Origin of the sequence: Bacillus sp. FSL K6-1284 (assembly GCF_038002625.1) — a bacterium.
GTDB lineage: Bacteria > Bacillota > Bacilli > Bacillales > Bacillaceae > Bacillus > Bacillus paralicheniformis.
Map to the genome: position 1 here is coordinate 3292115 of NZ_JBBOCW010000001.1, position 24936 is coordinate 3317050.

Here is a 24936-nt window from a genome sequence, read left to right on the forward strand (position 1 = left end):
CGCCTGTCAGCGGCCGATGCCATTTTCTGGACAATGATTAAAACGACAATCAAGCACGGCCTGTGATAAAACGCTTCCAATTTGCGGCTGTTATTATTTGAAAATACAGACTTTTTTTATTTTTAACAAAAGAAATCTTTCATATGATAATATGATAAAAACATTTGTATATATCAGGAGGACACATCTATGAAATTTGGATTACTGCCGAGAATTATGACGGCAATTGTTCTTGGTGTTATCGTCGGAAGCTTTGCTCCGCTTTGGTTTGTCAAAACAGCCGCTACTTTCAATGATATTTTTGGAAACTTCATTAAATTCGTCATTCCTTTTATTATTATCGCTTTTATTATTCCCGGCATCGGACAAATCGGCCGCGGCGCCGGAAAAATCCTTGGCATTACAGCAGGTATCGCCTACACGTCAACCATTTTTGCCGGCCTCCTGGCGTACCTTGTCGGATCAAATCTTCTCCCCGCGATCATTTCCGGCCATCAGCTGCAGGAATTTAAAAATCCGGAAGAAGTTTTGCAAGCAGGATTTTTCACCATTGAAATGACGCCGTTTATGAGCGTGATGAGCGCACTGATTTTTGCTTTCATCATGGGAATCGGAATCGCTTATCTGCCCGGAAAAACATTAAAAAACGCATTCGATGAATTTCAAACGATCGTTGAAAAGCTGATATCATATATTATTATTCCGTTACTGCCTGTTCATATTTTCGGTATTTTCACCAATATGACGTTCGGCGGTCAGGTGCAGACAATCTTATCCGTATTTGCTAAAGTTTTCGTGATGATTATCGTGCTTCACCTCGTCATACTTTTGATTCAGTACTCCGTTGCGGGCGCTGCAAACGGCAGAAATCCGCTGTCGCTGTTGAAAATCGTGGCGCCGGCATACTTCACTGCGCTCGGCACACAATCGTCAGCGGCAACGATTCCCGTCACGTTGAGACAAGTCAGAAAAACGGGAGCAAGCCAAAAAGTGGCTGACTTCGCCGTTCCGCTCCTGGCCAATATTCATTTGTCAGGTAGCACGATTACACTGACGAGCTGTGCAATGGGCGTAATGATTCTAAACGGTCAAACACCGACTTTTTCGATCATGATGCCGTTCATTTTAATGCTTGGCGTCACAATGGTCGCAGCGCCCGGTGCCCCGGGGGGTGCCGTTATGGCCGCGGCCGGACTGCTGCAGTCGATGCTCGGCTTTAATGAAACCAGCGTATCATTGATGATCGCACTTTACCTTGCTCAGGACAGCTTGGGTACAGCAACGAACGTGACAGGAGACGGCGCTCTCACCATGCTGATTCACAGGCTGACTTCCAAAAAAGGAATCGGAAAAGAGGAAGATGTGCCTGCATAATACAGAAAAGCCAAGGACGCTATCCGCGCCTTGGCTTTTTTTAATTCGTCGAATTTAATGATACGAGCCTGTATGTTAAATGAGTCCGTCCGTCTGACCATTCAAGGCGCTCCGCCTGCGCGGTGCCGGTAATGTCGCCCCGCTTAGTCTTTCTGACTTCAAGCGGCACATGAAGAGGGTAAACCCGATAACCTTCTTTTTCAAGTGTAAACACATTTTCCTCAACCCGTGTTTCTTTTCCTTTTGTCACAATCATTGTATTAAATTCAACTGGCATTCCCACCTAAAGTCCCCCTCCTTTTCTCTTTTCTTTTAGTTTACCATAACTTGTCCAAGGCCGGCTTTTCATCCATTGAGACAATTCTCTTACAATCCGCCTATTTTCCCGCGGAGGAAAATAGTGGGTATATCGACTGAAATACCACGTATCCACAGACTTGTTTCTTTGCAGAAGTTCGCGTTCTAGACGCCGCGCATGCTCGATGGAGACATTTTCATCGTTTGCTCCGTGGATCAAAAGCACGGGCGCTTCGATCTTCTCCAGCTCGTCAAAAGGCGTCCTCCATTCGTACGCTTCAGGAACCTTTTCAGGCGTCCCGCCGATGACCCGCTTCATCATCCGCCGCAAATCTTTGCGTTCGCGATAGGTCATAACCATATCGCTGACACCGCCCCAAGACACAAACGAAGCTGCAGCTTCTTTCATTTCGATTGCCGTTAAGATACCCATGATCCCGCCGCGGGAAAAGCCAAAAATGTGTACGCGTCCATCTTTTACCAGGTCATGCTTCTGCAGAAGACGAAAAGCGGCAAAAGCATCTTCCCGGTCATCACCCGCAAAGTCTTCATCGCCTTCTCCTCCTTGATTGCCTCTGTAAAACGGAGCAAGAACGACAAAGCCCTGTGAAGCGAACTGGACGATTCGGCCCGGTCTGACCATCCCGACGTTTTTAATTCCGCCGCGCAAATACAAAAATCCGTCATAATGTCCGGGAGCGGCCGGTTCCGCCAAGAGCCCCTTAACCTTGAGTCCTTGTGAAAGGTATGTGACGGAAAACAGACGCACCTTTTTGTTCGGCGATGGAAACCTTCTTTTTTCTAACCACATTCATCACGTCACCTCTTTTTTAATCCGCAGCTGCCCCTCACACCTGTTTAGTATATAACATAAACTATTTTATGCCGAAAATAACCGAAATCAAAGGAGGGAAATCGGTTTGAAGCGTTTCTTTTTTACCATATTATCCTTCATTATGATGCTGTTTATCCTCGCTTCATGCGGCGGTCAAAAGCCCGAAAAGATCCGTCTCGCGGAAGTGACCCGTTCCGTTTTCTATACGCCTTTATATATCGCCTTGTCTGAAGGTTTGTTTAAAGAAGAAGGCCTTGATGTTGAACTGAAAACGACATGGGGTGGAGATAAAACGATGACTGCCCTTCTGTCAAACGGTGCCGATATTGCGCTTGTCGGCTCGGAAACGTCAATATACGTGAATGCCCAGGGCGCAAGCGATCCGGTGATTAATTTTGCACAGCTTACCCAGACGGACGGAACATTCCTCGTCGCCAGGAACGATGCGGGGCATTTCAGCTGGGATGATTTGAAAAACAAAACGTTCCTTGGCCAGCGCAAAGGCGGAATGCCGCAGATGGCGGGCGAATTTGTCCTGAAACAGAAAGGCATTGATCCCAAAAAGGATGTGGACCTGATCCAAACGATTGATTTCGCGAATATCGCAAACAGCTTTGCATCTGGTACAGGCGATTATGTTCAATTATTTGAACCCCAGGCCTCCATTTTTGAAAGAGAAGGCATCGGCCGCATTGTCGCCTCCTTCGGAAAAGAATCGGGCCGAATTCCATATACGACATTCATGGCTAAACAAAGCTACTTAACAAAAAACGAAGAAGCGGTCGAAAAGTTCACCCGCGCGGTTTACAAAGCGCAGCAGTGGGTAGAGACGCACTCTGCAAAAGAAGCTGCCGAAAGCATTCAAGATTATTTTAAAGATACCGAGCTTTCAATCATTGAATCTTCAATCGAACGGTATAAACAACAACGGTCTTTTGCCCTTGAGCCTGTTTTGGCTGAAAAAGAATGGAACCAGCTTCAAACCATCATGGATGAAGCCGGCGAGCTGCCGAAGCGCACCCCTCATCAAGAGCTGGTCAATACAAGGATCGCCGAAAAGGTCACAAAAAATCACTAGGAGGTGGCCGCAGTGTCTTTTTTGCAAGTTCAGGATGTCACACATACTTACTTTTCATTAAAGGAAAAAACAGCAGCGCTGGAAAACGTCAGCATTGAAGTCGAAAAGGGCGAATTTGTTTCGTTTCTCGGCCCAAGCGGATGCGGCAAAACAACACTTTTATCGATCATCGCCGGCATCGTTTCCCCCACGGAAGGACGCATCTTGGTGGAAGGGCGCACGCCTGACGAAGAGGATCGGCACATCGGTTATATGCTCCAGCAGGATTATTTATTTCCCTGGAAAACCATTGAGGAAAACGTCTTAATCGGTTTGCATATTTCCAAAAAATTCGGACCTGAAACAAAGGAGACCGCTCTCGGCCTGCTGAAAAAATTCGGGCTTTACGAGGTTGAAAAAAAGTATCCAAAAGAGCTCTCAGGCGGTATGAGACAAAGGGCGGCGCTTGCCCGCACACTCGCTGTCGACCCCGATATCCTCCTGCTTGATGAACCTTTTTCAGCCCTTGACTATCAGACAAAACTAAACCTCGAAGATTTGGTGTTCAACACGTTAAAGACGTATCAAAAAACAGCGGTGCTCGTGACTCATGATATCGGTGAAGCGATCGCGATGAGCGATCGGATATTGCTATTTTCAAAGCAGCCGGGCACCATCCATAAAACATTTGCCGTTCCTGAAGCGATCAGGAAGCTGACACCGTTTGAAGCGAGACAGGAACCGGAATTTCAGCCCCTCTTTCAGAACATATGGAAGGAGCTCAATGACCTTGAATAACAAACATCTGAAATCAAAAATTGACTTCCTTCATGAGGATTTTTTAAAGGAGCAGCAAGCCGAAAAAAGGCGGGTCCGCTTTTATCAAATCGTGATTTTCATCGTTTTCTTTTCACTGTGGGAGACCGCAAGCCGTCTGGCGTGGATCGATCCGCTGATCTTCAGCTCTCCTTCAGCCGTCTGGGCGCTTTTCCTCGAAAAGATGGGAGACGGATCATTGCCGGGGCATATCGGTGTCACCGTATTTGAAACCATCCTCGGCTTTCTGGCCGGAACATTGCTTGGAACTTTTCTGGCCGCCCTCCTATGGTGGTTCCCGAGGCTCTCCAAAATATTGGATCCGTATCTTGTCGTCTTAAATGCGATGCCGAAAGTGGCGCTAGGCCCCATTCTCATCGTGGCGATCGGCCCCAGCTTGACGAGTATTATTGCAATGGGCGCCATCATCAGCGTTATCATTACGACAATCGTCGTCTACACGTCCTTTCAAGAAATCGATGAAAACTATTTAAAAGTCATGAAAACATTCGGTGCAACGAAACGCGAGATTTTCAAAGAAGTCATTCTGCCCGCTTCCATTCCGACAATCATATCTACACTGAAGGTCAATGTCGGCTTAAGCTGGGTCGGCGTCATCGTAGGAGAATTTTTAGTGTCGGCTCAAGGCCTCGGCTATATGATCATCTACGGCTTTCAAGTCTTTAATTTCAACCTCGTCATGCTGAGCCTCCTGATCATCGCCGTCTTTGCAACATTGATGTATCAGGGTGTCGAGCTGTTGGAAAGAAAGTGGATGAAAGGCAGAGTATAACATGAAAAAACCCTGCAAATGCAGGGCTTTTTATTTGATGATGCCGGCCTTTTTCAGCTTTTCAAGACTGATCGTCAGGACGGAATCTTTCATTATAAAACTGTAATTTCTGTTTTTAGCGATATCTTTCGGGAGGCTCTTCAGCAAAACAGGGCCATTTGTCTCATAGTATGTCTGCTGTTTTTCGATCTTTTCGATATCGGCAAAATAAATATTTTTGACGATCACTTTCTCTCTGCCAAGAACTTTATATTGTCCGAGATAGGTCAGCTTTCTTACGACAGCGCCTGTTTCTTCCTTTACTTCCCGCAAAGCCGCTTCCTCAGCATTTTCGCTTGGTTCGACTTTGCCGCCTGGGAATTCACGGCCCCTGTCTTTATGATTTGTCAACAGCCATTGATCTTCGTAACGGCAGATCACCCATACATGCTTTGGTTCTTTTGAAAAAGGTTCCTTTTCAAAAGAAAGCTGAACCGTATTACGGTAAAAATCTTTAAATTCGTACATCCTAATCCCTCTTATCCGTTTCCTTGCTTCTTCCACTCATCATATCATATATTGGTTCTTTCGGTAGAGTTTTTGTCCAGTTCAGCTCAGTAATTTTATCGTTCCCTCGGGAACTTCAGTGTCCATTTCTGAGTGAGAAGGCGGCAAGGCTGGGTAACTCCGTGCTTAATGGTGCTTCGTTTAATCTGCTGAATTGAGTTCGGCAAGGCCGTTTTCACTGATAAACGACTTGGTTTCTTCATTGCCCAGACGGTAAAGCATCGAGTAAATGTCTTTGCGCAGTTCGTCCATTTTGTCATTTGCACTGTCATAATGGTATTCGACTGCCGGCACGTGAGCTCTGAAAAAGTTTATCCAGTCTTCTGAATACAGCTGATCAAAATATTCCCTTAATATAATGATGTCATCATCTGTCGCTGAAATTTGAAATTCCCACGGGGAAGCGTCTGAGCTCTGTGAAATCATTCCATCTTGCACCGAAACATAGTATGTCCTTTTTTCCAAGGCCAATCATCCTTTTTCGTGTTAGTATGACCAGTTGTGTTAAAATGTTACGGCTTTCCCCGGAGTTTTTCCTTTATGGTATTTAAAATATCCAATAACATCTGCGGCACGGGGATTCCTAACGAATGAGCCGTGCTTATGATTTGAAACGCTTCATATAAAATATAAAACATAATAGAAAAATCGCGGATCGAACTGCCTGTTTGCAGCATCTGATCAAAAAGGTGGGCAACGGATATAAGAAAGAGCGTCACCAATTTTTTCGCCAGCCTTGTAAACAGCCTCTTCATTGTAAAGCGATCTTCCACACATTCGTTCAAGCTTTTGCTGACAAATTCAATTCCCATGAGCGTTATTAAGATCATAAATAAATATTCGATTCGGCCAAACAAAAATCCGATGGCTGATAAACCGATTGTAAAGAGCGAAAAGATGCTTAAGTCCTTAAACATATGCTTCAACATCCTTTCAAAAAAGACTTTTCATAGCTTATCCTATGAAAAAAGACTTTGAAAGGCTTGGATGAATTGTTTGACAATTTCTAAAAAAGGCTTTAAAAAGAACGAAAATAAAAAAAGCTCAGGCATTGCCCGAGCTATTCTTACCCTAAGTAGGCTTTCAGCATCCAGTTGTGTTTTTCGATCGATTGATGAATCGCGAGCAGCATGTCTCCCGTCGTTTCATCATTGACTTCATCGGCAAGCTCCATTCCGCTTTTCAGCTCCTCAGCCACCGTTAAAAAGTCATTATAAATATTTTGCACCATTTGTTCAGCAGACTCGCTTCCGTCCGCTTCTTTAATCGCGGACATTTCCAGGCATTCCTTCATCGTTCCGACCGGGGAGCCCTGTATAGCCAAAAGGCGTTCAGCCAAATCATCGATATGCTCTGCAGCTTCTGTGTAAAGTTCCTCAAATTTTTCATGCAGCGTAAAGAAATCTTTCCCTTTCACATACCAATGATAATTATGTAGCTTTACATATAGAACGGTCCAGTTTGCGACTTGTTTGTTGACGGTTGCTTTCAATTTTTCAGACATAAGGTCGTCCTCCTTTTCGTTTACTTTTGATTTACCCGTTTAGCTTGTGCAGGAAACATTTCTTTTACTCTTTATCATGATTTTCTTTGCCTGATATGGTAAACTGTTGGAAAAAGCTATTCGGAGGTAAGTGATGATCCTCTTTTGGATTATTGTAGGAATTCTGATTACAGGCGCCGTTCTGGCCGTATCGCTTGTCACAACATCAAAAGCTTATGACTACAAGCATGAAGTCGATCCCCTTCCGTCGCGGGAAGAAGAACAGCCTCATCAGTGATGGTGGGCTTCTTCTTTTTCATCTTCATCAGTCACATCCGTTGCTTTCCCTACCTTAATGTCTGCAACCGGCATTGTATGCTGTTTTTTCGCCGTGACATGGACTTGAACTTTGTAATGGCCATCTTCAGGAAACGCTTTTTCAATGCTGTATACGCCTTTTCCTTCATTCTTCGCTTTGATTAGCTCGCTATCTTCCTTGCTCCCGGCCTTCCAGCATTCAAACTCCACATCATCGGCATCTGCAACAGGCTCGTCCCCATAGCGCACGGTCGCTTTTATGACAGCCTTTTCATTTTTGGCCGCCGCTTCTGGAGCCGCCAGTTTTGCCGTCAGCACTTTGGGCTCCTCATCCGATGCCGCCTGCTTGTCCCCCTGGCTGCAGGCTGAAAGACCGACTGCTAAACATAAGAGAATAAACCATTTTCCCAAACGCATCCTATCACCCTTCTTCTATGATATGTATTACAATATAAAGTGTAGCAAAGTTCAGGGATATATGGCATTATTTTCTTTGTGAACAAAAAATGAAAACCGGCTCTTTTCTGAGCCGGTTTTTTTCAAACGTTTTATCCAAACACTTTGAGCAGATCTTCTTTATTTTGCGAAAGCCAAAAACGCATCATGCGCTTTGCGCCCTCTAGATCGTGAAGCTTTGCCTGGCCGCACTGTTTTTCGTTAGCCGCCGGAATTTCAGTCACTTCAACGGCTTCTTTGAACGTATCCTCAAGCAAATCAACGATTTCTTCCACTTTCGGTTCACCGCTCACCACCAGGTAATAGCCTGTTTGGCAGCCCATCGGCGAAATGTCGATAATATCAAAGTGGTCATATTTTTCCGCATACGTGCGGATCGTAAATGCAAGAAGATGCTCCAAAGTATGAATTGTATCAGGTTTCATCGCCTGTTTATTCGGCTGGCAAAAACGGATGTCAAACTTGTTGACGACGCCGTCCGATCCCACTTTATGGACGCCGCAGTGTCTGACGTAAGGCGCTTTTACTGCATTATGGTCAAGTTCAAAACTTTCAACTGAAGGCATGGTTCCTCTCTCCCCTCTAATCGGTCTTTTTGTATTATATCATACTTTACCGATAAGTTTTCAGGTCAATGCTTTTCCTTTTTATGAGTTTTTTGCTTATATTATAATAAGATCAAAACAAAAAAGGTGCGAAAAACATGAAAACCTTATTCCTGCTGCTCATCCGCTTTTATCAAAAATGGATATCACCGGCTCTTCCGCCGACATGCCGTTTTTATCCGACATGCTCCAATTACGGCCGTGAAGCGATCGAAAAGCACGGCGCATGTAAAGGCGGATGGCTCACCATTAAGCGGATTCTGAAATGCCATCCGTTCCATCCCGGCGGGATAGATCCCGTTCCGGAAAAAAAGCAAAAGGATTAACGCTCTTCCGGATATCCGTTGACAATAAGATCCAGTCTGCCTGTTTCCGGATTGATGACAAGTCCGTGAACAGGTACTTCCTCCGGCATCAGCGGATGGTTTCGAATCACGCTTACACTATCCCTGACGCTGTCCTCTACAGAATCAAAGCTTTTCAGCCATTGTTCAAAATCGACGCCGGAGTACTCAAGCGTCTCAATCCGTTCTTTTGGAATGCCTCGCTTAACGACTTTATCCAAAAAGCTGTCGCAGCTCAGCTTGCTCATTCCGCAGTCATGGTGGCCGATCACGCATACTTCATCAGCGTTCAGTTCGTATACCGCAACGAGAATGCTCCGCATAATACTCCCGAAAGGATGAGCCACGAGTGCACCCGCGCTCTTAACGATCTTCACGTCCCCGTTCCGCATATTCATGGCATGAGGAAGCAGCTCGACAAGCCTTGTGTCCATGCAAGACAGAATCACCATTCTCTTATCGGGAAACTTGCTTGTTTGGTATTTTTGATAGTCCTGCCGCTCAACAAACTGTTGATTGAACTGTAGAATGTTCTCCAAAAGTTTCATGGCTCATTTCCTTTCTAAACGCTTTTTATATCTAAATATAACATATTTCTTGTATTTTTTTCATAAGTCAAGTAAGATTCCCATTGTGCAAATCGAAATAATTACGTTTTAAAGGAAGTGAAAACATGACGCAAAACCTGATTCCTGTCACTGTTTTAAGCGGCTATCTCGGGTCCGGGAAAACGACGCTGCTGCAGCATGTCCTGCATGAAGCGCACGGCATGAAAATCGCCGTGATCGTCAATGACATGAGTGAAATTAATATCGACGGCTCCCTCGTGAAAAAAGGGGATCTTATCCGCACGGATGAAAAGCTTGTCGAAATGCAGAACGGCTGCATTTGCTGTACGCTGAGAGACGATCTGCTCATCGAAGTCCAAAAGCTGGCGGAGAACGGCGGAATCGATTATATTCTCATCGAATCTTCCGGTATCAGCGAGCCGATTCCCGTTGCCCAAACCTTTACTTACAAAGATGAGGAGCTGGATATTGATTTAAGCAAATATTGCAGGCTTGATACAATGGTCACCGTCGTCGACGGCAGCCGTTTTTTTGAGGACTTCGCTTCGGGGGAAAGCCTTTTGGAACGGAAACAGGCGGCAGATGAAACAGACAGCCGTGAAGTGGCCGATCTTTTAATTGAGCAAATCGAATTTGCCGATGTCCTCATTTTGAATAAAACTGATTTACTCAATAAAGAAGAGCAAGAAAAGCTTTTCTGGTCTCTGACAAAACTGAATCCGGACTGCAGAATCATTTCCTCGACATTCGCAAAAGTGCCGCTTTCGGCCATCATGAATACGAAATCGTTCGATTTTGAAAAATCGAGTCAATCAGCGGGGTGGATCAAAGAACTGAATGAAGAGCACACACCTGAAACAGAGGAATTCGGAATTTCTTCCTTCGTCTATCAAAAACAAAGGCCTTTCCATCCTGAAAGACTGAAGCGCTGGCTTGAAAACTGGCCGCCTCATATTATCAGAGCAAAAGGCTTCTTCTGGCTTGCTTCTCGAAATGACACAGCAGGCCTTCTGTCCCAGGCAGGCTCTTCTCTGATGATCCAAAGCGCAGGCCCCTGGATTGCAGCGTCTCCCGAGGAAGAACAAAAGCTCGTGTTTGAAGAGGATCCCCATTTAAAAACGGACTGGGATGAAACATACGGAGACCGAAAAACGGAAATCGTTTTTATCGGCATTGACATGAATCAGGAAGACGTGATCCGCTCCCTGGATCAGACCCTTCTTACAGATAAAGAAATGAATTCAGACTGGTCGGCCTTCCATGATTCACTGCCTGAGTATATTTAACTATCATTTCCTCTTTTCAAATCGTAATTATTACGATACAATGATACAGGACCATTAAATCGGAACCATTACAGTTTTACATTGAGAGGAGAAATACCATGAAAAAAACATTCGGATTAGCATCTGCATTCATTCTTGCTGCCGGATTAGCAGCCGGTTGTTCAAGCAACGGCACTTCCAGTGAACAAAAAGAAAATAAAGACACGCTGGATATCTATACAACCATTTATCCGCTTGAAGACTTCGCCAAAAAGGTCGGCGGAGAATATGTGAACGTCAAAAGTGTTTACCCGCCAAACGTTGAAGCGCACACTTACGAGCCAAGCTCAAAAACGATGGCGGAAATTTCCGACTCGGATGCCTTTATATACTCTGGAGTCGGTGTAGAAGGATTCGCAGACAAAGCTGTAAACACATTAAAAAACAGCAACGTCAAAATCGTCAAAGCCGGAGAGGGCATTGACCTTCTGTCACGTGAAGAAGAAGGCGAACACGATGACCATGCACATGAAGAAGAACATGGTGACCACGATGAGCATGCTCACGAAGAAGAACATGAACACGGAGAAGCCGAAGGCCATGATCATCATCACGACCATGGAGATCATGACCCGCACGTATGGCTTGATCCTGTCCTTGCTGAAAAAATGGCCGAAAACATTAAAGACCAACTCGTAAAATTAGATCCGGAACACGAAAAAACGTTTACGAAAAACTATGAGTCTCTAAAAAAAGATTTGGAGCAGCTTGACAAAGACTTTAAACAAACCGTTGACAGAGCTGATAAAAAAGAAATTCTCGTCTCACATGCCGCCTACGGCTACTGGGAAAAACGCTACGGCATTAAACAAATAAGCGTTCTCGGCCTTTCGCCTACTGAGGAACCTTCACAAAAGCAGCTTGAAAACATTGTTAAAACAGCGAAAGAACATAATATTAAATACGTCATTTTTGAAAGCAATGTCAGCAGCAAAATCTCCGAGATCATCAAAAAAGAAATCGGAGCCGAAAGTCTGACGATGAAAAACCTTGAATCTGTAACAAAAGAAGACATTGAAAGCGGCAAAGATTATACCACCATCATGAAAGAAAACCTGACCGTCTTGAAAAAAGCTTTATCAAACAAATAACAAAGAACAAGCGCATGAGACCTCATGCGCTTGTTTTTTGTTATGGACGAAAAAAGACCGGAAACATCCGGTCTTTTTCATTTAATCCATATTAAATCTTTTCTTGAACTGTTCGACCCTTCCGCCTCTTTCGTTGAATTTCTGTCTTCCGGTATAAAACGGATGGGTGTCTGAGCTTACCTCAACTTTTATAACGGGATACGTCTTGCCGTCTTCCCACTCGGCCGTCTCATCGGAAGTTTTAGTTGAGCGGCTTAAAAAACGGTACCCGCTGTTTACATCCTGAAAGATCACTTGATAAGTTTTCGGATGAATATTTGGTTTCATATGCCATTCCTCCTAACAAAACGTAATAATTACGTTTTATTATATACCTTTCATATGCTTGTGTCAAAAATGAATGTTCATTTGCCATGTTTTGATCACCTTATCCATTTTAACCGCTCACAGGAAGAATAATCTAAAAAAGGCGGTAAACAATAAAAAGCAAAATGGTGTAAATGAAAGGTGGTTTTCCGGATGAATGACTTGATTTTTGCAAGAAGCCTTTTCGGAACAACGATGGGGTTCCATATTATTTTCGCCTCGCTCGGTGTCGGAATTCCTTTAATGATTTTGCTGGCCGAGCTGATCTATCAAAGAACGAAAGATCCCCACTACGCCATTATGGCCAAAAGATGGACGAAGGCACAGGCCGTGTTGCTCGGGGTCGCCATACCGACAGGAACCATTGCCGGAACGCAGCTCGCCTTGCTTTGGCCGGGATTCATGGAAGTGATCGGGAAAGTCATGTCCCTCCCATTTCAAATTGAAATCTACGCTTTTTTTATTGAGGCATTATTTATGTCCATTTATGTTTACGCAGCCGATCGGCTGACTCCCCTTATGAGAATTACAGCCGTCATTTTTATCGTTATCGGAGCAGCCGCATCAGCCATCTTAATTACAAATGTGCACGCTTTCCAGGGAACGCCTGAAGGCTTCAAAATCGTAAACGGCGAAATTACAGATGTTCAGCCGTGGACGGCGTTCTTCAACAAAAGCTTTGTGGCTACAGCAGGACACGTTGTCGTCTCCGCTTTTATGACGGGCGCGTTTATTATTGCGACGATAGCCGCCTACAAAATGCTCCGAAACCGCGGTGATGAAAAAGTCTACGCCCTTCATAGAAAAGCGCTGCTGCTCGGGCTGATTGTCGGAGGAGCGTTTTCTCTGGTCACGGCTCTGAGCGGACACGAATCCGCACAGCTTCTTCACCGCTACCAGCCTGAAAAACTGGCGGGCGCAGAAGGGCTTTTTGAAACTCAGTCCCACGCTCCACTTGCGATCGGCGGATTTACTGATGAAAAGACGCAATCGGTCAAATGGGCGATTGAGATTCCTTGGGCTTTAAGCTTTTTGGCCGACAACCGCTTTGACACCGTTGTAAAAGGACTGAATGACTTTCCAAGGGATGAGTGGCCTCCTCTGTTCATTCATACTTTGTTCAACGGCATGGTTTTTATCGGCAGCCTTTTGATTGTTTATGCCGCTGTCGGTTTTATTTGGAGAAAAGTCATGAAAAAAGACCGCTTTCCCCGCTGGATGCTGGCCGTGTTTATAACCGGCGGCCCGCTCGCTTTGCTTGCAATCGAATTGGGCTGGGTGTTCGCTTGCACCGGAAGGCAGCCTTGGGTTATTTACCATATGCAGAAAACGTCCGAAGTAGTGACATCCTCCGGCTCGATCGGCATATTGTTTCTTTTGTTCTTTATCGTCTACATCATTTTAGGAGCAGCGGTGGTGTTCGTATTGCAATATTACTTTAAACGCCACCCTGTCGAAGAAGATTTAAAAAGCAGCTGAATGCACAAAAAAACAGAAGGGAAGTCATATGATGCAACTGGATGGAACAACAGATGCCCTGCTGGCTATTTCGATCGTCTGGGGATTTATATTTATCTACGCTGTGATGGCGTCAATGGATTTTGGAGCGGGATTTTGGTCGATGATCTATATGAACAAAAAACAGCTGAAAGCAACCAATATTGCAAACCGCTACCTTTCCCCGACCTGGGAAGTGACCAATGTTTTCATCGTCGGAATCGTCGTGGCCCTTTTCAGCTTTTTCCCGGGCGGCACTTTTGTGCTGGGAACGGTGCTTTTGCTTCCTGGCAGCATTATTTTATTGCTTTTGGCGATTCGAAGCGGATTTTTGGTCTTTTCGCACGCTGCAAAAGATTATGAAAGGGCGTTGACTTACGTTTCAGGGATCAGCGGCTTTATCATTCCGGCTGTTTTAATCCTTGTCTTGCCCGTGACACACGGCAACTTCGTATATCAGGTAGACGGAAACCACCAATTGGATTTTATTAATTTGTTTTTAAGCCCTCATGCCTATTCTTTTATGGGCTTTGCCATTTTCAGCACGCTGTTTCTGTCTTCATTGCTGCTGGCTGATTTTTCAAATGTAGCCGGAGAAAAAGACGCGTATCAGGTCTACCGCCGAAACGCTTTAATCACCGGCCCGCTCGCTTTGCTTATGTCATTCAGCATCATGATGACCATGAGGACGGAAGCCCGCTGGCTTTATACAAAAATGATGGACGGGCTTCCGTGGCTGATTTTATCGTTTTTGCTGTTTCTCGTCGCATTTGCGGCTTTGTTTCTGCCAAACAGACATAACAGCGACCGGCAGGGAAAGCCTCGCCTCGCCGTCATCGCCATTACGCTGCAGTATTTTACGGCGAGCTATGTGTACGGGAGAGCGCACCTTCCTTACATGGTCTATCCTGATGTCACGATTCAATCAGGCTTCACCGCGCCGGAGACATTCAGGGCGCTGTTCATCTCCTATATCGTCGGTTTTATTATTTTATTCCCCGGCTTTTATTATTTCTGGAAATTGTTCATGAAGGACAAGAGGTACATCAAACAGCATGAATAAGGTTAAGCTAAATGTGTACAACTTTTAAAGGGGGCCAAAATGATATGGAACAAAAAATACTGTGTGAAGTCAGCAACTGCACCTATTGGGGCCAGGGAAACAAGTGTACAGCCGACGCCATTTATGTCGTCAGCCATGCTGAAGGTGAAAAAGCTTCTAATAGCAAAGAAACGGATTGTAAAACATTTAAACCTGAACATCATTAAAGCGGATGAATGAAGGAGGGACAGTCATGAATAAAGAGTCGCTGCTACAGGCTTTTTATCAGGAAATCCACGGGGCGGACGAAACCGCATTTCAAAAAGCCGCCTGCTCCTTCATGAACTTATGGGATTATGAATACGGATGTCTGGACGGGCTGCCGGATCAAGCGGACCGGCTGATCGGACAGATCGTACACGAAGATTTGCTTTTGGGCGATTAAAGGAAAGGGCTGTCATAAAGGCAGCTCTTTTCATATTTTTAAAAAAACCGGCTTGAAAGCCGGTCCAAACGAGAAGGGAATAATGTACAGCTTTACTATACATGAGAGGCCGTCCATTTAACAAAGCTTAAAAATCTGGAAATCAGCGTTTAAAACAGCCTTTACTGTTTGAAAACATCTATTTTAGATGAATTCTTTCTTAAAACATGAGTATCCACTTCAAAGCCCATTCCCGGTCGGCTTGGAACCTGAATATAGCCGCCTTCGATGCGGATTTCCGGTTTTACGATATCCTCTTCCCAATACCTTGAGGATGAAGAAAGATCCCCGGGAATCAAAAACTGCGGAAGAGAACTCAGCGCAAGATTGTGTGCTCTTGAAATACCGGTTTCAAACATGCCGCCGCACCAGACAGGCATTTGATGTTCTTTGCAGATGTCATGGATTTTCAGAGCTTCTGTCAAACCGCCGACTCGGGACGGCTTAATATTGATAATTTTGCAGCTGCCGAGCTCGATTGCCTTTCGCGCATCATCAGCAGAACGGATGCTTTCGTCAAGACAAATTGATGTTTTGATATGTTTTTGCAGATGGCGGTGGTCTACGATATCATCATCCGCCAAAGGCTGTTCGATCATCATTAATTTAAATGCGTCAAGCTCTTTGATCCGGCTGATATCTTTTAATTCATAAGAAGAGTTGGCATCCGCCATCAGCGGCACCTTCGGAAAATGCCGGCGTATTTCCTTTAAAAGCTCTATATCCTGCCCCGGCTGAATTTTGATTTTTATTCTTTGATAACCTTCTTTTACATATTGTTCAATTTCCTCAAGCATATCATCCAATGGAGCAAGACCGACGACGACCCCGGCAGGAACTTCTGTTTTTACTCCGCCCAGCGCCTCTCTTAAAGAGATCCCTTTTTTCCTGGCGTAAATGTCCCAAAAGGCGGCTTCAAGGCCGGCCTTTGCCATTCTGTTGCCTTTGAATCCGCGAAGCGTCTCGGGCACTTCTGAAGGGTGTGTGAATGATTCGCGCAGCACAGCCGGAATCAAAAAATCTTTTAGCATGTGGTAACATGTCTCCGTTGTTTCTTCTGTGTACCACGGAGATGAAAAAGCGGATACTTCCCCCCAGCCTGTCACCCCTTCCCGGTCAGCAGCTTCTATGATGATAAACTTGCGATCCTGAAAGGTTTCCAAGCTTGATTTAAAAGGCTTTTTCAGCCGCATGCTGAGATGGTACAATGTCAGCTGTTTGATTTGAATCATGGCGCTCTCCTTCTACAATTGATGTCTCATCAGTTTATTCGAAGCATTTCTCGGCAGCTTGCCGACAAAATGAAAGGCTTTAGGCACTTTATAGGAAGCAAGCCGTTCTTTGCAAAAGTCGCTCAGCTCCTCTTCATCAACAGGGCTGGCGGCGACAAGATAGGCGTGGGGAACCTTTCCCCAAGTTTTGTCATCGACCCCTTTTACCCCCGCTTCCGCAACTTTGGGGTGTGACAGAAGAACGGCCTCGACTTCAGCCGGATAGATGTTTTCTCCCCCTGATATGATTAAGTCTGAACGCCTGTCCAGCACGTATAAAAATCCGTCAACGTCAAGATACCCGATATCACCGGTTTTAAACCAGCCATCATTGAATGAGGCTTTGTCTGCCGCCTCATTTTTTAAGTAGCCCTTCATAACGGTCGGCCCTTTTACGGTTATTTCTCCATGTTCTCCGGGTTGGCATTCCGTGCCGTTCTTTTCGATTTTAATGCTTGATGCAAACAGCGGCTTGCCGGCTGAACCGAGCTTTTCAATCGAGTATTCTGGGGCGAGGGTGGCAATCTGTGAGCACGTTTCAGTCATTCCGTATGACTGTACGACAGGCAGCCTCTTTCTTTTGCATTCCTCTAGGAGAGAAAGCGGGGCAGGCCCTCCGCCCAGTAACAGGCACCTTAATGATTCGGGGCAGCTGTCGACTTTTGCCGCAAGCCTTGACAGCATCGTCTGAACGACCGATGCAATCGTTACTTGATTGTCTTTGATCGAACGGAGAACTTCTTCCGCGTCAAACCTTTGATGTAAAACAACTGTCATTCCGTAAATGACCGATTTAAAAAGAGCCGATAAGCCGCTGATGTGGAAAAGCGGCAAGGCGATCAACCAGCGATCGTGTTCTTGGAGCCCCAAATTCAAAGCGGATGAAACCGCGCTAAAATAATGGTTGGCAAATGTCTGCATAACCCCTTTCGGCCGTCCTGTCGTTCCGGACGTATACATAATTGTGGCCGCATCGTCCAAATGAATGCTCTCGATTTCCGTAACCGAAGGGCCGGCGGCGTTTTGAACGTCTTCAATGTCAACAGCGCGGGCCGGCTTGCCCTCTCTATGCTCTTCCAGGAAAGGCTGTTCTGTAAGCAATAGCTTTGCTTCCGAGTGTTCAATTTGATATGTTCGTTCGGCCATTGACAGCTTCGTATTCAGCAAAACGATGCGAACTCCGAGAATAAAACAGGCATGGACGGCGATAACCATCTCCAGCCGGTTGGTGAGAAGTACAGCCGCTGTATCCCCTTTCCTCAGACCAAAGCTCTTCAGCTGCCCGGCCGTTTTTTTTGCTTCATGAAATAATTGATTAAAAGTCAGCTTGTGATCCCCCTGAATCACAGCCATCCTGTCAGGAGTCAGCTCTGCTCGCTGTTTAAGCCAATTCGGATGGTCCATCAGCATATCATCATCTCCAAAAAATATCTTGAATGATAAAAGAAACAGCTCAGTCGCACTAAGCTGTTTCTCTCTTCCGTCTTTTAAGGAAAACGCGGGAACTGTCCGAAATCTGGACGGCGTTTTTCTTTAAACGCATCGCGGCCTTCTTTCGCTTCATCTGTTGTGTAATAAAGCAGTGTCGCATCTCCGGCAAACTGCTGGATGCCTGCAAGCCCGTCCGTGTCGGCATTAAAGGCCGCTTTAAGAAATCTGAGTGCTGTCGGGCTTTTCTCAAGCATTTCTTCACACCATTGAATCGTTTCTTCTTCAAGCTTTTCAAGCGGTACAACCGTATTGACAAGGCCCATTTCCTTAGCTTCCTGAGCGTTGTATTGACGGCACAGATACCAGATTTCACGCGCTTTTTTATGACCGACGATACGCGCCAGATAGCCTGATCCGTAGCCTGCATCAAAGCTGCCGACTTTCGGCCCTGTTTGTCCGAAAATTGCGTTGTCTGCAGCAATCGTCAAATCGCATACGATGTGGAGCACATGGCCGCCGCCGATCGCATAGCCTGACACCATCGCAACAACAGGCTTCGGAATGACGCGGATCAGCCGCTGAAGATCAAGAACGTTCAGACGTGGAATCTCGTCTTCGCCAACATAGCCGCCGTGTCCTCTTACCTTCTGGTCTCCTCCTGAACAAAACGCTTTATCGCCGGCCCCTGCAAGGATAATGACACCGATATTGGCATCATCCCGCGCATATGCAAACGCATCGATCAGTTCCGAAACCGTTTTTGGACGAAATGCGTTATGTACCTCAGGGCGATTGATCGTGATTTTGGCGATGCCGTTATATGTTTCATATAATACATCTTCGTATTGACGTTCGCTTTTCCATTCTACAGTCATAGATGTGTACCTCCTATTTTAAAATAAATTCACTTACTATTTTACCAAAAAAATCGGGCTCTTCCACATGAACCGCATGACCGGTATGTTCAACAATCTCGAGGCGGGCGGTTGGAATTCGCTTTGCCATGCTTTCATTGATCGCGATAAATTTCCGATCCAGGCTCCCCGCAATGAGAAGCACCGGGTCATCGATTCCGCTCAATCTGTTCCACCAGGACGGCTGTGATCCGGTTCCCATTCCGATTAAGCTGCCTCGAAGCCCGACCGGATTGTTGTTCAGACGTTCTTCACGCACTTTTTTTCTTTTCGAAGGGTCCATTGACAGCTGGGATGCAAACAGCGGAATGCCTTCCCAATAATCTACGAAAGACTCGATTCCTTCTTCAAGTATCCGTCTGCTGAGCCGGCTGTCCTGCTCCCTGCGCATTTTTCTTTCTTCCGGCGAATCAAGCCCCGGAGAACTGCTTTCCAGCACAAGACCGGACACACGCTCCGGATGAATCATCGCCACTGATAAGGCAAGCCGGCCGCCCATTGAATAACCGATGAGGTAAGCCTGTTTCACATTTAACTGATCAAAAATCTCGATCAGATCGGCTGCCTGCTTCTCTGTTGTGTAGCGGCTGCTGTCTGCCGGCGAGTCTGTTCCGCCGTGTCCGAGCAGGTTCAGCTTGATCAGACGCAGCCCCTGAAAATAGCCGTCTATCCCGTCCCATGTTGCCGCACTTCCTGTAAAGCCATGCAAAAACACCGCCGTTTTTTCCGCAGACAGGCCATTGTCTTCTATTTTATAGGAAACGCCGTCTTTCAGTGTTAATTTCAAAACGGCCACTCTTTTCTTATTTCATACATTGCGGAATCAAGCAGTCGGCGATGCTGCTCTACACGATCATCGCGCTTCGTTTTCACCTCAATGATATCCAAGCCGCGGCGGTTGACGGAGGACAAATACGCATCGGCAAAATGAGCGGATGACTCAGGGCATACATAGCGTCCCCCATACAGCTTGGCGGCATGCTCGAATTCGAGCCCCGTCGGCGTTCCGAACAAGAGCTCGAAGTACCTTTCTTCAGCAGATTGGGGAAGAAATGAGAAAATGCCGCCGCCGTCATTGTTGACAAGAACGACAGTCAGCGGAATGTGGAGCGTTTTGCTGACAAGAAGGCCGTTTAAATCGTGATAAAAAGACAGATCGCCAATGACAAGAGTTACCGGTTCTTTCGTTGCGGCATATATGCCCAGCGCAGTCGAGACAACGCCGTCAATACCGTTTGCCCCTCTATTGGCGAAAATCCGAAATGATCGCTCCTGATTTTCAAAAAATGTATCCGCATCGCGGATCGGCATGCTGTTTCCGACAAACAGGGAACTGTTTTCCGGAATCAAATGCTGCAGGTTCCGGTAGATATTTCCTTCAAAGGTAAGATCCTCAGCTTCAAGATTTCTTAAAAGAGCTCGGAAGCGGCTGTTGGCAAACCGCCATTTCTCCAGCCAGCTGCCTGATCTTTTTTCTGAATGGACAGCGGAAGCCACAGCAGCCGCAATCTCTTCTTCCGCGCAATGCAGCATATGTGCACTGAGCTGAGTCGGATCGCGCCACCCTCCATCTGGGTCAACAACGATTTGCCTGATGCTCGGATTTTGCTTTAGCAGCTGAAAAAGCGGCTTTGAAACCGGCATCGCGCCGAAGCGGATGACTAGCTCAGGCATGAGCTCCCGTTTCAGCTGTTCTTCTTTCAATAATGAATCGTATCCATCGATGATGGTTTCTTTTGAATGGCTGCCGTTTCTCAAGTTTGAAAGCGGGTCAGCCAAAATCGGATATCCCGCTGCCTGAGAGAGGGATACAATATGTGCTTTGGCGTTATCATCTTGCAGCTCTCCGCAGACGATCATGCCTTTTTCCGTCTCTTTGATCAGAGCGCTCAGCGCTTCAAGCTGATGCCGGTCAGCGCGAAAGCGGCCGCTTTCAACCGCCACATGACTGCCGTTTCTCAACCTTTGAAACGGTTCATCCTCAAGGTTCGGCATGAGCGGCTCTCTCAGCGGAAAGTTGATATGCACGGGACCGCGCGGCGCTTTTTTGGCTTCTCCGGCTGCGCGTGCTGCCAAAGAGCGGATGTACGCCAGCATTTCGGGATGACTGTCAGGCAAAGCCGAGTCTGTGAAAAACTTAACAAAGTTTCCGAATAAGAATTGCTGATCAATCGCCTGAGGTGCTCCTACTTCTCTCAGTTCATGCGGCCGATCAGCCGTTAAGATGATAAGCGGTATTCTTGAATAATGAGCTTCGATCACAGCCGGGTAGAAATTCGCCGCAGCTGTTCCGGATGTACAGATCAATGCGACAGGCTTCCGCATAGCTTTTGCCATGCCCATTGCAAAAAACGCAGCGGATCTTTCATCCACATGAATATGAACATTGATGTCCGGATGACTCGCGGCCAAAATCGCAAGGGGCGTCGATCTTGATCCCGGGCAGATGACCGCTTCTGTCACGCCTGCAAGAGAAAGCTCATCAATAAAATTCCCTATATATTTTGTAATTGGATTTTCAGTCAACGGATATCGCCTCCAAGTGCAGACAGCATCGGCTTCATCTTAATTTGCGTTTCTTCGTATTCCATATGAGGATCGGAATCAGCCACAACCCCGCAGCCGGCAAAAATTCTGGCCTCTTTTGAATCGATAAGTCCTGACCTGATCGCCACCGCAAATTCCCCATTGCCGGACATGTCGATCCAGCCCGCCGGTGCCGCATACCAGCCCCTTGACATCGGCTCCAACACTCTGATGACCTCAATCGCTTTTTGCTGAGGCGCTCCTCCAAGTGCAGGAGTTGGATGAAGCTTCTCGATTAAATCAAAAAGCGAGGACTCCGCATTCATTTTGCCGACAATCGGCGTATACAAATGCTGCACATTTTTTGTTTTGTACAGTCCCGGCTTGGCCGGCTTTTTGATATTGCTGCAATTTGACAATAGCGCCTGATGAATCATATTGACGACAATGTCGTGTTCGATAAGGTTTTTTTCATCGTTTAACAGCTCAAGACCGAGCATCCGGTCCTCCTGCTCACTTTCGCCTCTCTTGATTGAACCGGCAAGGCAGGTCGACAGCACGTTGTCTCCGTCTTTTTTGACCAGTCGTTCAGGTGACGCGCCGACAAAACTTTTGCCGTTTTCTTCAATAGCGAAAATATAGCTCGTTTTTTGTTCAGACATCAGATTGAATAATACTCTGTGAAGTTCGACTGGCTGGTCGAACGTTAAAAGGATCTCTCTGGCGAGCACAACTTTATCGTACTTCCCGTTTTTAATGTCGTCAGTCGCCCGCCGGACCGCTTCAAGCCATTCAGGAACATCAAGCTCCTCCTTGGCGGTAAATCGCGCATGACCGTTTTCGGGATAACGGGAAGCGTCCGCCTTGATCAGCTGTGAAGCAGCACCCTTTATTTCTTCAAGTACTTTGCGCACATCCTCTTCAGGAGCCTTCCATCTATTGACCGTAATGAACGTTTCCTCTCCGTCCTGTGTCAGCATAGCGGTAGGAATAAAAAAAGCGCCTTCCTGGTAGCCGTTCCAATGCTGCTTGCGATCTTCCAGCGGATCAAATGAAAAACCGCCAAACAGCAATGGCCCCACCGCTGCCTGACTCGTGCATTGATCTTCGTGGAAGTGAAAGGTTTTCTCTTTTAAGCGCTCCCATTTTTCATGTACAGCCTGATAACGTCCGGCATCCTTCAGGTCTGTGGAAACCGAAATTTCCTTTCCCAATCCGACAAGCGTCAGTCCGCCGTCGGGATCAGACCAGAAGAACCGTTTCCCGGCAAATTGTTCTTCCCCATTTATGAAAAAGGAAAGAGCATCTATGCTCTCAATTTTTCTGGAATAACTTATTAAAACAGCATGGTTGACTTTTTTGACGATGTTTAATGCTTCAGGCGCTTCCCTTAGGAAAGTGCGCTGCACTGTTGTCACCATGATACATTCCTCCAAAATCCGTAAAATGCTTTTATAACCATACACCTGTGAACGGTATGTGTCAACAAAACGACACTTTATTAACAACTGCCCTTACCTATTATAAACGTAATCGGCCGATTGAAAAAGACAAGGTCATTTAATATTTTTGAATTGCTGGACGGCCGCTTTTTTTCTAACAATATCACCCATTATATTGACACCTTTTTTAACTTTTTCTAAACTTAGTATGGACGTGTACGTATTAAAACTAAAGGAGTCATACTATATGCAGCATCAATCACTTTCAGGGAGTGTTTCTGAAATAAAGCCGGAAAAATGGCGCGTATGGTGGATGTTAACAAGACCCCATACACTGACAGCAGCCTTTGTCCCTGTAACGCTCGGGACCGTAATGTCCCTTGAATCGGGAAAAATTGATATCTGGCTGTTTTTAGCTATGCTGGCCGCATCAATATTAATTCAAATCGGAACGAACTTATTCAACGAGTATTTTGATTTTGTACGAGGACTTGATAATGAAAACTCGGTCGGCATCGGCGGTGCTATCGTCCGCTATGGAATGAAGCCAAAGACGGTATTATACCTGGCATACGGACTGTTTGGAGCAGCCGTTTTACTCGGCCTGTACATCTGCGCTTCTTCAAGCTGGTGGCTTGCGTTGATCGGATTGGTATGCATGGCCGTCGGCTATCTTTATACGGGCGGACCGTTTCCAATCTCCTATACGCCGTTCGGTGAAATTATGTCGGGCGTTTTTATGGGAATGGTCATCATTCTGATTTCATATTATATTCAGACTGGCGGGCTGACTTGGAACGTCTTTCTGATCTCCATTCCGATTACGATTTTAGTCGGAGGCATCAATCTTTCCAATAATATCCGCGATATGGTCGGAGATAAAGAAAACGGAAGGAAGACGCTGCCGATTTTGGCTGGAAGAAAAAATGCCGTACAGATTTTGAGCTGGGTTTTTGCTGTTTCCTATATATTGATCGGTATATACATCGGCTTTGAGATCGTTTCTCTGTGGAGCTGTATTGTTCTATTAAGCCTGCCGAAACCGATTAAAGCCATCCAGGAGTTCAAGGAAAAAGAAAAACCGGCGGATCTGATGGTCGCCATGAAATCAACGGCGCAGACGAACACCTTTTTCGGCCTTTTGCTCGCCATTGCCCTGCTCATTCAGTATATTTTTTAAAAAAGGAGCCTTTACGGCTCTTTTTTTTGCTTTTATTTACAAGAAAGTTCTGTTTGAATTCGTTCATACTAAAAACGCGAGCACTTTAAAGAAACGAGGCGATGCATGTGCTAACAAAAGAACAGTTGACAAAACTCGAAAATGAACTGAAAGCCGGGAAAGAACAGATCGTCAGCCGCTTTAAAGAAAACGGACATTTTGGCATCGATGTGACGCATCCGTTCAACTCGACGGGCGATCTTTCGGCTTATGACAACCATCCAGGAGATGAAGGTACAGAACTGTACGAACGCGAAAAAGATCTTGCTCTTTTTGAACATGAAAGAGAGCATTTGCACGATATCGAACATGCTCTGGCTTTGATCGAAAAAGGAACATACGGCCGCTGTGAAGTATGCGGAAAGGATATCCCGTATGAAAGGCTGTCCGTACTGCCAACCGCAACGACGTGCAGCGAACATTCGTCAACCGTCTCCGTTTCAAAAGACCGTCCGATTGAAGAAGAAGTGCTGAACCCCCCGTTCGGACATTTTGAAAAAGACGAAGACGACGAAAACGTCGCATACGATTCAGAAGACGCTTACCAGGACGTCGAACGCTACGGCAATTCTGAAACACCTCAGGATCTGGCCGTTCCGCCGCTTTCATACAGCCAGATGTACATGGAATATGAAGAGCCGCTCGGATACGTCGAAGATTACGAAAACTATGCCGCAACAGACATTACCGGAAAAGAAGTAACCGTCTACCCGACGAAAGAACACGAAAAATATGAAGACCTTCTTGATGAAGAAGGCATCATGACCTCTTTCGGTGATCTCCCGGCTTATGAAAAGGATCCTTATACTGAAGAAGACTAAGCCCCGCGGGTCAG

General features: G+C 46.0%; 30 protein-coding genes. 14 read left to right on the forward strand and 16 right to left on the reverse strand.

The features are described 5' to 3' along the window. Positions 1-189 precede the first annotated feature (189 nt). Positions 190-1374 (forward strand): dicarboxylate/amino acid:cation symporter, encoded by a 1185-nt coding sequence (locus MHB72_RS16800; RefSeq protein ID WP_020452671.1) that lies wholly within the window; start codon positions 190-192, stop codon positions 1372-1374. Between the two features lie 40 nt (positions 1375-1414). Here MHB72_RS16800 and MHB72_RS16805 read toward each other — a convergent pair whose 3' ends face one another. Further along, a complete protein-coding gene (locus tag MHB72_RS16805; RefSeq protein WP_009329422.1) occupies positions 1415-1657 on the reverse strand; it encodes a DUF2584 domain-containing protein in 243 nt (80 codons plus the stop codon). Then, complete coding sequence (locus MHB72_RS16810; RefSeq protein WP_020452673.1) at positions 1658-2482, reverse strand: alpha/beta hydrolase family protein; 825 nt, start codon at positions 2480-2482, stop codon at positions 1658-1660. Between the two features lie 145 nt (positions 2483-2627). Between MHB72_RS16810 and MHB72_RS16815 the strand changes: the two genes are divergently transcribed. From MHB72_RS16815 to MHB72_RS16825, 3 genes are read left to right on the forward strand one after another with little or no spacing between them, the layout of a single operon-like run. Continuing rightward, on the forward strand, positions 2628-3584 hold the full coding sequence (locus MHB72_RS16815) for an ABC transporter substrate-binding protein (RefSeq protein WP_043054601.1): 957 nt from the start codon (positions 2628-2630) through the stop codon (positions 3582-3584). 12 nt (positions 3585-3596) lie between these two features. Then, a complete protein-coding gene (locus MHB72_RS16820; protein ID WP_020452675.1) occupies positions 3597-4361 on the forward strand; it encodes an ABC transporter ATP-binding protein in 765 nt (254 codons plus the stop codon). After that, a complete protein-coding gene (locus MHB72_RS16825) occupies positions 4348-5172 on the forward strand; it encodes an ABC transporter permease (RefSeq protein ID WP_031304951.1) in 825 nt (274 codons plus the stop codon). The genes MHB72_RS16820 and MHB72_RS16825 overlap by 14 nt, the downstream gene beginning before the upstream one ends. 30 nt (positions 5173-5202) lie before the next feature. On the opposite strand, the gene ytkD is transcribed toward MHB72_RS16825, so the two are convergent. From ytkD to MHB72_RS16845, 4 genes are all read right to left on the reverse strand, one after another. Further along, on the reverse strand, positions 5203-5679 hold the full coding sequence (ytkD, locus tag MHB72_RS16830; protein ID WP_020452677.1) for an RNA deprotection pyrophosphohydrolase: 477 nt from the start codon (positions 5677-5679) through the stop codon (positions 5203-5205). 180 nt (positions 5680-5859) lie between these two features. Then, positions 5860-6183 carry a hypothetical protein gene (locus MHB72_RS16835; RefSeq protein WP_020452678.1) on the reverse strand — a complete coding sequence of 108 codons (324 nt, stop codon included), beginning with the start codon at positions 6181-6183 and terminating at the stop codon, positions 5860-5862. A gap of 47 nt (positions 6184-6230) precedes the next feature. Beyond that, positions 6231-6635, reverse strand: coding sequence for a phage holin family protein (locus MHB72_RS16840; RefSeq protein WP_020452679.1), 405 nt, complete (start codon positions 6633-6635; stop codon positions 6231-6233). 149 nt (positions 6636-6784) lie between these two features. Next, the gene (locus MHB72_RS16845) at positions 6785-7222 is read right to left on the reverse strand and encodes a Dps family protein (RefSeq protein WP_003184609.1); all 438 of its coding nucleotides are present in this window, start codon (positions 7220-7222) and stop codon (positions 6785-6787) included. 133 nt (positions 7223-7355) lie between these two features. On the opposite strand from MHB72_RS16845, the gene ytzI reads away from it, so the two are divergent. Continuing rightward, positions 7356-7499: a YtzI protein gene (gene ytzI / locus MHB72_RS16850; protein ID WP_020452680.1), complete on the forward strand. Its 144-nt coding sequence runs from the start codon at positions 7356-7358 to the stop codon at positions 7497-7499. Here the strand turns inward: ytzI and MHB72_RS16855 are convergent. Next, positions 7493-7936, reverse strand: coding sequence for a FixH family protein (locus MHB72_RS16855; protein WP_216919726.1), 444 nt, complete (start codon positions 7934-7936; stop codon positions 7493-7495). The two genes, ytzI and MHB72_RS16855, sit on opposite strands and share 7 nt — an antisense overlap. Before the next feature lie 131 nt (positions 7937-8067). Beyond that, positions 8068-8541 (reverse strand): S-ribosylhomocysteine lyase, encoded by a 474-nt coding sequence (locus MHB72_RS16860; RefSeq protein ID WP_020452682.1) that lies wholly within the window; start codon positions 8539-8541, stop codon positions 8068-8070. Positions 8542-8678: 137 nt separating this feature from the next. Between MHB72_RS16860 and yidD the strand changes: the two genes are divergently transcribed. After that, a complete protein-coding gene (yidD, locus tag MHB72_RS16865) occupies positions 8679-8906 on the forward strand; it encodes a membrane protein insertion efficiency factor YidD (protein WP_020452683.1) in 228 nt (75 codons plus the stop codon). Here the strand turns inward: yidD and MHB72_RS16870 are convergent. Beyond that, positions 8903-9472, reverse strand: coding sequence for a beta-class carbonic anhydrase (locus MHB72_RS16870; protein WP_020452684.1), 570 nt, complete (start codon positions 9470-9472; stop codon positions 8903-8905). The two genes, yidD and MHB72_RS16870, sit on opposite strands and share 4 nt — an antisense overlap. Before the next feature lie 125 nt (positions 9473-9597). On the opposite strand from MHB72_RS16870, the gene MHB72_RS16875 reads away from it, so the two are divergent. Both MHB72_RS16875 and MHB72_RS16880 read left to right on the forward strand, forming a co-directional pair. Further along, a complete protein-coding gene (locus MHB72_RS16875) occupies positions 9598-10779 on the forward strand; it encodes a GTP-binding protein (protein ID WP_216919724.1) in 1182 nt (393 codons plus the stop codon). A gap of 98 nt (positions 10780-10877) precedes the next feature. Further along, positions 10878-11909 (forward strand): metal ABC transporter substrate-binding protein, encoded by a 1032-nt coding sequence (locus MHB72_RS16880; protein ID WP_216919722.1) that lies wholly within the window; start codon positions 10878-10880, stop codon positions 11907-11909. An 81-nt stretch (positions 11910-11990) separates the two neighbouring features. Here MHB72_RS16880 and MHB72_RS16885 read toward each other — a convergent pair whose 3' ends face one another. Next, entirely contained in the window at positions 11991-12236 is a 246-nt protein-coding gene (locus tag MHB72_RS16885) for a type B 50S ribosomal protein L31 (RefSeq protein WP_003184624.1), read from the reverse strand. A gap of 192 nt (positions 12237-12428) precedes the next feature. On the opposite strand from MHB72_RS16885, the gene MHB72_RS16890 reads away from it, so the two are divergent. The 4 genes from MHB72_RS16890 to MHB72_RS16905 are packed head-to-tail and all read left to right on the forward strand — an operon-like array spanning position 12429 to position 15259. After that, positions 12429-13754 (forward strand): cytochrome ubiquinol oxidase subunit I, encoded by a 1326-nt coding sequence (locus tag MHB72_RS16890; RefSeq protein ID WP_023855818.1) that lies wholly within the window; start codon positions 12429-12431, stop codon positions 13752-13754. A gap of 37 nt (positions 13755-13791) precedes the next feature. After that, the gene (locus MHB72_RS16895; protein ID WP_025810962.1) at positions 13792-14835 is read left to right on the forward strand and encodes a cytochrome d ubiquinol oxidase subunit II; all 1044 of its coding nucleotides are present in this window, start codon (positions 13792-13794) and stop codon (positions 14833-14835) included. A 44-nt stretch (positions 14836-14879) separates the two neighbouring features. Continuing rightward, positions 14880-15041: a DUF1540 domain-containing protein gene (locus MHB72_RS16900; RefSeq protein WP_075212789.1), complete on the forward strand. Its 162-nt coding sequence runs from the start codon at positions 14880-14882 to the stop codon at positions 15039-15041. 26 nt (positions 15042-15067) lie between these two features. Beyond that, on the forward strand, positions 15068-15259 hold the full coding sequence (locus MHB72_RS16905; protein ID WP_020452690.1) for a hypothetical protein: 192 nt from the start codon (positions 15068-15070) through the stop codon (positions 15257-15259). Positions 15260-15420: 161 nt separating this feature from the next. Here the strand turns inward: MHB72_RS16905 and menC are convergent, their stop codons facing one another. From menC to MHB72_RS16935, 6 genes are all read right to left on the reverse strand, one after another. Continuing rightward, positions 15421-16530 (reverse strand): o-succinylbenzoate synthase, encoded by a 1110-nt coding sequence (gene menC, locus MHB72_RS16910; protein ID WP_020452691.1) that lies wholly within the window; start codon positions 16528-16530, stop codon positions 15421-15423. A 12-nt stretch (positions 16531-16542) separates the two neighbouring features. Next, on the reverse strand, positions 16543-17979 hold the full coding sequence (locus tag MHB72_RS16915) for an o-succinylbenzoate--CoA ligase (RefSeq protein ID WP_216919719.1): 1437 nt from the start codon (positions 17977-17979) through the stop codon (positions 16543-16545). A gap of 77 nt (positions 17980-18056) precedes the next feature. Then, positions 18057-18875 (reverse strand): 1,4-dihydroxy-2-naphthoyl-CoA synthase, encoded by an 819-nt coding sequence (menB, locus tag MHB72_RS16920; RefSeq protein WP_020452693.1) that lies wholly within the window; start codon positions 18873-18875, stop codon positions 18057-18059. Positions 18876-18888: 13 nt separating this feature from the next. Then, positions 18889-19710 (reverse strand): 2-succinyl-6-hydroxy-2,4-cyclohexadiene-1-carboxylate synthase, encoded by an 822-nt coding sequence (menH, locus tag MHB72_RS16925; RefSeq protein WP_025810960.1) that lies wholly within the window; start codon positions 19708-19710, stop codon positions 18889-18891. Beyond that, positions 19698-21440, reverse strand: coding sequence for a 2-succinyl-5-enolpyruvyl-6-hydroxy-3-cyclohexene-1-carboxylic-acid synthase (menD, locus tag MHB72_RS16930; protein WP_216919716.1), 1743 nt, complete (start codon positions 21438-21440; stop codon positions 19698-19700). The genes menH and menD overlap by 13 nt, the downstream gene beginning before the upstream one ends. Then, on the reverse strand, positions 21437-22861 hold the full coding sequence (locus MHB72_RS16935) for an isochorismate synthase (RefSeq protein ID WP_023855811.1): 1425 nt from the start codon (positions 22859-22861) through the stop codon (positions 21437-21439). Before MHB72_RS16935 ends, menD begins: the two co-directional genes overlap by 4 nt. Positions 22862-23129: 268 nt before the next feature. On the opposite strand from MHB72_RS16935, the gene MHB72_RS16940 reads away from it, so the two are divergent. Together MHB72_RS16940 and MHB72_RS16945 are read left to right on the forward strand one after the other, a co-directional pair. After that, positions 23130-24062: a 1,4-dihydroxy-2-naphthoate polyprenyltransferase gene (locus MHB72_RS16940; RefSeq protein WP_216919714.1), complete on the forward strand. Its 933-nt coding sequence runs from the start codon at positions 23130-23132 to the stop codon at positions 24060-24062. Positions 24063-24169: 107 nt separating this feature from the next. Continuing rightward, positions 24170-24922 carry a TraR/DksA C4-type zinc finger protein gene (locus tag MHB72_RS16945; RefSeq protein ID WP_023855810.1) on the forward strand — a complete coding sequence of 251 codons (753 nt, stop codon included), beginning with the start codon at positions 24170-24172 and terminating at the stop codon, positions 24920-24922. The last annotated feature ends 14 nt before the right edge of the window (positions 24923-24936 follow it).